We start from the raw sequence: 4638 nt of genomic DNA, 5'->3' as shown, positions 1-4638 counted from the left end.
CCATTGCATCGCAGCACCGCGTGGGGTAACAAGCGTCATCCACAAGGACCCGGTGAGAATCCGGGTGGCTCTTCTGGCCGCCGATCCGCCAGACAACACATGAACGCAGCTAAAAGCCTCACCTATCGCGTCCGGCTTGCTGCCTTCGATTGTGATCCGTTTCACCGAATGAATATGCTTTCAAACTACCGCCGGGAGTGGCTCTCCAACATCCGTGGCGACGTGCTTTCCGGCATCGTCGTCGCCCTCGCTCTTATCCCCGAAGCAATCGGCTTTTCGGTTATCGCGGGCGTCGATCCCAAAGTGGGTCTGTATGCCTCTTTCGCAATTGCGTGCGCGGCGGCCATTGTCGGTGGGCGGCCGGGCATGATCTCCGCGGCAACGGCGGCAACGGCGGTCGTGATGGTCACACTCGTCAAGGAGCATGGGCTGCAATATCTTTTCGCCGCCACTCTCTTGATGGGCTTGATCCAAATCGTCGCTGGATTCCTTAGGCTTGGCCGGGTCATGCGCTTTGTCTCAAGATCGGTCATCACGGGTTTCGTGAATGCTCTTGCGATCCTGATCTTCATGGCGCAACTGCCGGAGTTGGTCGGCGTATCAATTGAGACATACTTCATGATCGCCGGGGGACTTGCGATTATCTACGTTTTCCCGCGCATCACCAATGCGGTCCCGTCGCCACTCGTTGCAATTGCGGTCCTCACCTGCGTTGCCTGGTCCACAGGGATGGATCTGCGGACTGTAGGCGATCTCGGTGAGCTTCCCGACGCACTGCCGGTCTTCAGTTTTCCGGATGTGCCGTTCACCTTGGAAACATTGCGGATCATCCTGCCTTATTCGGTGACGCTGGCAGCTGTCGGCCTTCTTGAATCGCTCCTGACCGCGCAGATCGTCGATGACATGACTGACTCGCCAAGCAACAAGAGCCAGGAATGTGTGGGCCAGGGAGCCGGCAACATCGCCTCGGCCTTGATTGGCGGCATGGGCGGATGCGCGATGATTGGACAGTCGGTCATCAATGTGTCATCGGGCGGCCGCGGGCGTCTGTCGACATTCGTTGCCGGCGCCTTCCTGCTGTTCCTGATCGTCGGGCTTGATGATCTCGTGCGGATTATTCCGATGGCAGCTCTGGTTGCCGTGATGATCATGGTTTCCATCGGGACGTTTTCCTGGCGATCGCTCGTCGACCTGAAGCGCCACCCTTGGCCTTCGTCGGTCGTGATGCTGGCAACGGTCGTCACGGTCGTTGCCACGCACGATCTTGCAAAGGGTGTGATCGTCGGCGTGCTGCTTTCGGGGATATTCTTTGCCGGAAAGGTCTCACGATTATTCCGCGTGACGCGCCAGGCGGAATCTTCGCTCGAAAGCGTCACCTATCTTGTCGAGGGCCAGATCTTCTTCGCCTCCGCAGAGCAATTCGTGCATGCCTTTGATTTCGCTGAGCAAGTTTCCAAAATCACCATCGACCTCAATCGCGCGCATCTTTGGGACATCACAGCGGTCGGCGCGCTTGATAAGATCGTGATGAAGTATCGCAAGTCCGGAATCCACGTCGAGGTACTGGGTTTCAACGAGGCGAGCGCCGACATGATTGACCGCTTTGCCCTTCACGACAAGGATGAACGCAGGGCCGCGAGCGCGTCGATACACTAAGAATGCGGAATGAATGGAACCGCTTCGCGTCGCTTCCAACACCCGTCGCGACATAAGGTCCGGCTATCCGGCGCGGAAACGACAGGCCGACGCTGAGCCGTTGTTGCCATCAGAACCCGAAGACCGAGGGCGTCCTCGCCGCGATCAACTTCTCCAGAAAAAAGGGGAGACCAATACGAGGACGGTCATCACCTCCAGGCGTCCCATTATCATCAGCACAGATAAGATAGCCAGCGCAGGATCAGACATCGTGGAGAAATTTCCCGCTGGTCCGACGACAGGCCCCACACCCGGCCCAACATTGGACAGCGCCGTGATGACCGAAGAGGCCGCGGTCATGAAGTCATATCCGAGCGCTCCGAGCGCCAATGTACCGAAGGCCCAAAGCGCGATAAACACGGCAAAGAAAAGGAACACTGCTCGTTGCAGTTCTGGATCCACAGTCGCTCCTCCGTACCGCACAGGTGTGACACTGTTCGGGTAAAGGATTTGCGTGATCAAGGGCCTGACTGCGCCCAATAGAATGACGAACCTGTAGGCTTTAATCCCGCCTGCGGTCGAGCCGGAACACCCGCCGGCAAATGTCGCGAAAAATGCCAGGCCGACGGCGAAGGGACCCCATAAGGTATAATCTTCGCTAGCATATCCCGATGTCGACAGAATCGATGCCAGATTGAAGAAGGAATGGGATAAGGCGATTTCAAACGGCACGCCGTTGTAAACCCGATGATAGGCCGCCAGCGCCATTGCCATGACCGCGAGGTAGCCAAGAAACACTAGGATTTGTGGATCCCTCAAGGCCGTTGTGCTGCGTTTGACCACAAAGAGGATCAGCACGGAAAATGGCATGCTGCACAGGGTCATGAAGAAGGTCGATGCCCACAGAAGTGGCACGCTGTCATAGTGCCCAAACGAGGCATCATGCGTCGAAAACCCACCGGTCGCGACTGTCGTCATTGCGTGGTTCAACGCATCAAACTGCGTCATCCCGAATTGATGGTAGGCAACAGAGCACGCCAAAGTGATCACTACATAGATCACCACGAACGCCCGCATGAACGTTGCAATCCTTGCAAAGACCTTCTCGTTCGTATCGGACGATTCCATCCGCAGAAATGATATTCCACCCACTCGCAAGAAGGGCATTACGAAGAGGCCAAGCGCGACAATGCCAATCCCGCCGAACCACTGCAGCATCGACCGCCAGAGAAGCACGCCAGGCGCGGCATGGTCCAACCCTACCATGATCGTCGAACCGGTCGTTGTGACGGCGGATACGGATTCGAAAACCGCTTGCATCAGGTTGAGATCTTTTGACGACAGCCATAGAGGAACGGCGCCGACGAGCGAGAAGACCACCCAAAGCAGATTCACCAGCAGAAAACCCATTTTTCGATTGAGCTGCGGCGGCACATCCCGGGTCGCCAAGGCAGCAGCACCGAAGAAGACGCCACAAAAGGCGCTAGCGCGTGCAAAGACGATCCAGTCTCGGTGATCGCTGTAAAAGTCTGCAAACGCCGGGACCAGCATTGCGCAGGACAAATAGAACCCAAATATCGCAGATATATGGACTGCTGACCTATAGGCTTGCGGTGACATGACTACTCTTCGACCAGAAGTGATGAATGGGGCGCGTTTGGATCAACCGAGCGCTGGGAAAGCACCGCCTGCACGACAAATCATGAGTAGGAATTTCGGGCCGATCATCAATTCTCCTCGCCTTGGTTCCCGCCAATGTTCGGTCAGCCTCTCACCCATTCCAGTTGTTCCATTCCAGTTGTTCAATGACTCGGACGGCGTCGTCAATTCCGCCCTCGTCGCGCATTTGAGAGCTCAGCTGACGGACCTTCTCCCGCACAAAAGGGGTGTCCATCGTGTGCATTAAAACCGCGATCCCCTCAACCGACAGGCGCTTCACCTTAACAGGAGGGGGCCCGGCGCCAAGATCGTGAACGCGCCTTGCCCAAAAATGCCCCTCGCTAAAGACTGGACAGATCGCGCTTGGCTTGCCGGCGCGCAGCGCCGCGGCTGTAGTTGCGGCTCCCCCATGATGAAAGATCATATCGGCCCTTGTGAAAACCTGGTCCAGCGGCATGTCAGCAACGGCCAGCACTTCGGATGATCGCAAGATACCAACCGGTCCGCCTGCCGTTGCAAGGAGCACCCGCTTGCCAACCATCCTCGCCGCCCTCACCGCCGTGAAAGCAAAGTCGTGAACGAGCCCCTCGGGCATGCCGGCGAGCGCCACGTAGACCGGCGGCGGGCCGCTCGTCAGGAATGCTGCCAGTTCAGCAGAGAGCCTGCGTTCAGGTTCCTCAAGCCACCACGCGCCGGTGACATGGATGTGCCGGCCCCAATCTCTGGGAACAGGCACCAGATGCCGGCTATAGGCGTAGAGCTTGCGATCGGGAGCGTGACGCAAGCGTGGACGCTCTGGCAGTCCGAGCGTTTTTCGCCTCCATTTCAGGATCGGTTTGCGAAACAGACGCGTGAAGTGCTGCTCGGCTACCGTGTGGCTCAACCTGTTGAGAGGACCAAGCGTTCGAAAAGGCACTTTCGGTGTCGGAAAGGCCGATGTTGGGGTAAGGATAGGAAGAGGCGACGACATGATCGAACGACAGCCGACACGCTCCGCCATATGAGGCGATGCTATCGACTTCGGGTGGTAGACCATCAGGTCGGGCCAAAAGGTATGGGCCGCACGCCACTCACTCTGAAGCAGATCGTCAGTGATCGCATGAATGCGATGCGCAACACGGTCATTTGCCAAGCTCCCGGCGGCCAGTGCGCGCCGGCCTTCGTGCGTCTCGGAAAGTGCCAGCAGATCGTCTGGCAACGGCTCATAAAGCACCCCATGTCGCAATGCCACCTGGGTAAAGCGGCGCGGTCCGGCTAGCTGGACTGAATAACCATTGAGCTGCAACCTCCTGGCCAGTGCGATGTAGGGTTCATCGTCGTAGCGCGCTCCATAAACGTGAATAC

The 4638-nt window shown here is 57.6% G+C and carries 3 protein-coding genes and 1 other annotated feature; of the genes, 1 reads left to right on the top strand and 2 read right to left on the bottom strand.

Features of this window, described 5'->3' with window-relative positions:
- Window positions 1–42 precede the first annotated feature (42 nt).
- Window positions 43–98 (top strand) — a sequence feature (sul1 is cis-regulatory element that is thought to sense ions involved in sulfur or methionine metabolism; They are found in Alphaproteobacteria).
- A gap of 70 nt (window positions 99–168) precedes the next feature.
- Window positions 169–1656 (top strand): SulP family inorganic anion transporter, encoded by a 1488-nt coding sequence (locus I8N66_RS36085; RefSeq protein WP_291165080.1) that lies wholly within the window; start codon window positions 169–171, stop codon window positions 1654–1656.
- A gap of 144 nt (window positions 1657–1800) precedes the next feature.
- On the opposite strand, the gene I8N66_RS36080 is transcribed toward I8N66_RS36085, so the two are convergent.
- Both I8N66_RS36080 and I8N66_RS36075 read right to left on the bottom strand, forming a co-directional pair.
- Window positions 1801–3255 (bottom strand): TrkH family potassium uptake protein, encoded by a 1455-nt coding sequence (locus I8N66_RS36080; protein ID WP_291165077.1) that lies wholly within the window; start codon window positions 3253–3255, stop codon window positions 1801–1803.
- Between the two features lie 151 nt (window positions 3256–3406).
- The coding region (locus I8N66_RS36075; protein ID WP_291165073.1) for a glycosyltransferase at window positions 3407–4638 on the bottom strand (1232 nt) is incomplete at its 5' end.

It is taken from the genome of Ensifer sp. SSB1 (assembly GCF_016652895.1).
GTDB lineage: Bacteria > Pseudomonadota > Alphaproteobacteria > Rhizobiales > Rhizobiaceae > Ensifer.
The sequence above is the reverse complement of the archived record's forward strand: the minus strand, read 5'-3'. Positions and strand labels throughout refer to the sequence as shown.